This window comes from Mesorhizobium sp. M7A.F.Ca.MR.148.00.0.0 (assembly GCF_003997735.1).
Lineage (GTDB): Bacteria > Pseudomonadota > Alphaproteobacteria > Rhizobiales > Rhizobiaceae > Mesorhizobium.
In genome coordinates, this window is record NZ_RZTB01000098.1 from 1 (window position 1) to 4,533 (window position 4,533).

General features: G+C 64.9%; 2 protein-coding genes and 2 pseudogenes. 3 read left to right on the forward strand and 1 reads right to left on the reverse strand.

Annotated elements, in window-relative coordinates; all coding sequences use genetic code 11:
• Both EOB49_RS37995 and EOB49_RS26020 read left to right on the forward strand, forming a co-directional pair.
• Positions 1-102 (forward strand): annotated as a pseudogene (locus EOB49_RS37995) (adenosine kinase); the annotation flags it as partial.
• Between the two features lie 375 nt (positions 103-477).
• Positions 478-1,179, forward strand: coding sequence for an antitoxin Xre/MbcA/ParS toxin-binding domain-containing protein (locus EOB49_RS26020; RefSeq protein ID WP_127382662.1), 702 nt, complete (start codon positions 478-480; stop codon positions 1,177-1,179).
• Between the two features lie 33 nt (positions 1,180-1,212).
• Here EOB49_RS26020 and EOB49_RS26025 read toward each other — a convergent pair whose 3' ends face one another.
• Entirely contained in the window at positions 1,213-3,492 is a 2,280-nt protein-coding gene (locus tag EOB49_RS26025; protein WP_127266636.1) for an NADP-dependent malic enzyme, read from the reverse strand.
• 213 nt (positions 3,493-3,705) lie between these two features.
• Here EOB49_RS26025 and EOB49_RS38000 point away from each other — a divergent pair.
• Positions 3,706-4,533: pseudogene (locus EOB49_RS38000) on the forward strand (DNA mismatch repair protein MutS); the annotation flags it as partial.

Here is a 4,533-nt window from a genome sequence, read left to right on the forward strand (position 1 = left end):
GGCGACCTTGGCTCACTGGCGGCCGGATTGGTGATCCAGCAGATCGGCCCCAGGCCACGGCAGAATCTGCGCCGCGAGGCTGAGCAGGCGGGGTTGCTGTAGAGAAAGCTCTTCCCTTCTCCCCCTGTGGAAGAAGGTGTCGCCGAAGGCGACGGATGAGGGGTGCTCCAGCTTGGCACTGACGGTACTCCGTCCAACACCCCTCAACCGTCTTGGCGCTGCGCGCCAATCCACCTTCTCCCACAGGGGGAGAAGGGAAGGCCGCCTCCGCTTCTCACCGTCGCGCGGCTGTCATACATCGCACCTACACGCAATCCGGGCGTCCCGCGCCAACAGCCAGTTGGGATGTCAAGAAATGCAAGACAGCGAGCTGTCGGGCCGCAGCATCTGTTGCCGTCGCGATTTCCGCTTTCCGCTCTAGAGATTCAACAGCCGGCCGCAGCTGTGGGAGGAGAGCGCGGCCCAGAAGACAGATGTATGAACAGATTTCAGCTCCAGGGCCTCAAGCAGGACGACTTCGCCGAGATGGTCGCCGAAGACGTCGAACGCGCGCTTGCCCACTATGACGAGACCATCAACAAGCCCACCATGGTCTCGGTCGGCAAAATCGCCGGCAGCATAGCGTCCGCCGTCACCTTGCTGTCACCGAAGCACCAGCGCGCTATCGACGCCATCCATGCCGACCTGCCCGGCCTGGCCTCGAAATTCGTGCGCGCGCTGGCGGCGGAAGCCGCGCGCCGCAGCGAAGCCGGAATAGCCGGCGTGATCAATCCGCCGACGACCCCATTGATCGATGTCGAGCCTCCTTCGCTGCCAAAATCCGACGATCTCGAATCGATGCTGATCGAGGACTGGGCGGGCCGCGTCGCCGGCTCGACCTATCTGGAAGAGAATTTGCGTATCGCCCGCTCGACCTTGCACCGCTGGCAGCGGCGGGGCGAGGTCATCGCCTTGCGCAAGGGCGGCCGCAAACATGTCTTCCCCCTGGCGCAGTTCGTCGACGGCCGGCCGGTAGCGGGCATTCGCGACGTGCTGTCGCTGATCAGCAATCCCAGACTGGCGTGGCTGTGGCTGACGCGGCCCTCGGCGCAACTCGACGGGCGCGTCCCGATCGACTTGCTGCGGCAGGATCGGGTGGACGAGGTCGTCGAGGCCGCGCGCGTGTTCGCGCCGGGCTGAACGCCTCCCGGACTCACCGCTAAGGCTCGCCGCTCAAGTCCCCGCCGTATACGCCGCGATCGCCGCCATGTTGACGATGTCCGAGTCCTTGGCGTTCAGCGACACGATCTGAACCGGCTTGTTCAGTCCCACCAGCAGCGGGCCGATCACGGTCGAGCCGCCGAGTTCCTGCAGCATCTTGGTCGAGATCGAGGCCGAGTGGAACGCCGGCATGATCAGCACATTGGCCGGGCCGGTCAGCCTTATGAACGGATATTGCGCCATGGCCCGCGCGTTGAGCGCCACGTCGGCGGCCATTTCGCCGTCATATTCGAAATCGACGCGGCGCTTGTCGAGGATGCGCACCGCTTCCTGGACGCGTTCGGAGCGCTCGCCCTGCGGATGGCCGAAGGTCGAATAGGCGAGCATGGCAAGCCTCGGCTCGTAGCCCATGCGGCGGGCAAAGCCTGCGGCCTCCTCGGCGATGTCGGCGATCTGCTCGGCATTCGGCATATCGTGCACGGCGGTGTCGGCGACGAGCACGGTCTTGCCCCGCGCCAGCACGATCGAGACGCCGATGACGCGGTGGCCGGGCTTGGCGTCGATGACGCGGCGGATGTCGTCGAGCGCGGTCGAATAGTTGCGGGTCACACCCGTCACGATGCCGTCGGCGTCGCCCAGCGCCACCATGCAGGCGGCGAAATGGTTGCGGTCGTTGTTGATCAGGCGCTGGCAGTCGCGGAACAGGAACCCTTTGCGCTGCATGCGCTCGTAGAGATAGTCGGTGTAGATGCCGTTGCGGCGCGACAGCCTTGCATTGATGATCTCGATGCCTTGCTTGTTGAGGTCGATGCCGGCGTGCTTGGCGTTTTCCTTGATGACGTCGTCGCGGCCGAGCAGGATGGCGGTGCCGAGCCGCTGGTTCACATAGGAGACGGCGGCACGCATGACCTGCTCCTCCTCGCCCTCGGCGAAGACGATGCGCTTGGGCTGGCGGCGCACCCGGTCGTAGATGCGCTGCAGGGTCGAAGCGATCGGGTCGCGGCGGGCGGAGAGTTCCTGCGCGTAACGGTCGAGATCGAGGATCGGCTTGCGGGCGACGCCGGAATCCATCGCCGCCTTGGCGACCGCGATCGGAATGGCCGAGATCAGGCGCGGGTCGAACGGCACCGGGATGATGTAGTTGGGGCCGAATTTCGGCCGGTTGCCCTGATAAGCGGCGGCGACATCGTCGGGCACATCCTGGCGCGCCAATGCCGCCAGCGCCTGCGCGGCGGCGATCTTCATGTCGTCATTGATGGTGGTTGCCCTGACATCCAGCGCGCCGCGGAAGATGTAGGGAAAGCCGAGCACGTTGTTGACCTGGTTGGGATAATCAGAACGCCCGGTGGCCATGATGGCGTCGGTGCGGATTTCGGCGACCTCCTCCGGCGTGATTTCCGGGTCGGGATTGGCCATGGCGAAGATGATCGGGTTCTTGGCCATCGACTGCACCATGGCGGTGGTCAGCGCGCCCTTGGCGGAGAGGCCGAGGAAGACGTCGGCGCCGTCGAGCGCCTCGGCGAGGCTGCGCGCCTCGGTCTTGACCGCATGCGCCGATTTCCACTGGTTCATGCCTTCGGTGCGGCCCTGGAAAACGACGCCCTTGGTGTCGCACAGGATGATGTTTTCCGGCGCAAAGCCCATCGCCTTCATCAGCTCGATGCAGGCGATGCCGGCGGCGCCAGCGCCGTTGCAGACCATTTTTGTGGTCTTCATGTCGCGACCGGTGATCTCCAGCGCGTTGATCAGGCCGGCGGCCGAGATGATCGCGGTGCCGTGCTGGTCGTCGTGAAAGACGGGAATGTCCATCAATTCGCGCAGGCGCTGCTCGATGATGAAGCACTCCGGCGCCTTGATGTCCTCGAGGTTGATGCCGCCGAAAGAGGGCCCGAGGAACCGCACGCAGTTGATGAATTCGTCGGCGTCCTCGGTGTCGACCTCGAGGTCGATGGAATCGACATCGGCGAAGCGCTTGAACAGCACCGCCTTGCCCTCCATCACCGGCTTGGAGGCCAGCGCGCCGAGATTGCCTAGACCGAGGATAGCCGTGCCGTTGGAGATGACGGCGACCATGTTGCCGCGCGTCGTGTAGTCGAAGGCGCGGCTGGGGTCCTCGGCGATGGCCAGGACCGGAACCGCGACACCAGGCGAATAGGCGAGGCTGAGGTCGCGTTGCGTCGCCATCGGCTTGGTGGCGACGACCTCCAGCTTGCCCGGCCGACCCATGGCGTGGAATTCGAGCGCTTCCTGCGCACTGACGGACGGACCGCTGTTCTCGGTTTTCCTGGCCATGATGTTCTTGATTTCCTCACCGGTGCAGCACCTCCTTGAAACGGGTGCTTTGTTTCGGTCCGAATTAAGACCACGCGCCGCCGCGTGTAAACCGCCAGCGCGCGGGAATCGCCGTCCGCATCGGCAATTGCGGACAAGCTGCCGTCCAGTCGTCCCCTGTTTTTCGAAGCGCCGGCATTAAACCGCATCATCACATCTGCTAGCGTGCCGCGCATGAACATGCACAGCCCGAACGAGCCAGACGCCCCCGAGGCGATGACGCCGGCGCCGACCGTCCACGCCGGCGCCACGCCGATGATCGAGCAATTTATCGAGATCAAGGCGGCGAACCCCGATTCGCTGCTGTTCTATCGCATGGGCGATTTCTACGAGCTGTTCTTCGACGACGCCGAGAAGGCGAGCCGGGCGCTCGGCATCGTGCTGACCAAGCGCGGCAAGTATCAAGGGCTCGACATCCCGATGTGCGGGGTGCCGGTGCATGCCGCCGACGACTATCTGCAGAAGCTGATCGGCCAGGGTTTCCGCGTCGCCGTCTGCGAACAGATCGAGGATCCGGCCGAGGCCAAGAAACGCGGCGGCAAATCGGTGGTGCGCCGCGACGTCGTGCGGCTGGTGACACCGGGCACCATCACCGAGGACAAATTGCTGGCGCCCTCGGAATCGAGCTTCCTGATGGCACTGGGGCGGGTGAAAAGCGGAGCGGACCACTCCTTCGCGCTGGCCTGGATCGACATCTCGACCGGCGCCTTCCGCGTCACCGACACCACCGCCGACCGGCTGCTGGCCGACATCTTCCGAGTCGATCCGCGCGAACTGATCGTTGCCGAGCCGGTGTTCCACGATCCGGAGTTGAAACCGGTGTTCGACGTGCTCGGCCGCGTCGCCAGCCCGCAGCCGCCGTCGCTGTTTGATTCGGCCTCGGCCACGGGACGCATCGCCCGCTTCTTCGATGTGGCGACGCCGGATAGTTTTGGCGCCTTTTCGCGCGCCGAACTGTCGGCGATCTCCGGCGCCATCGCCTATGTCGAGAAGACGCAGAAG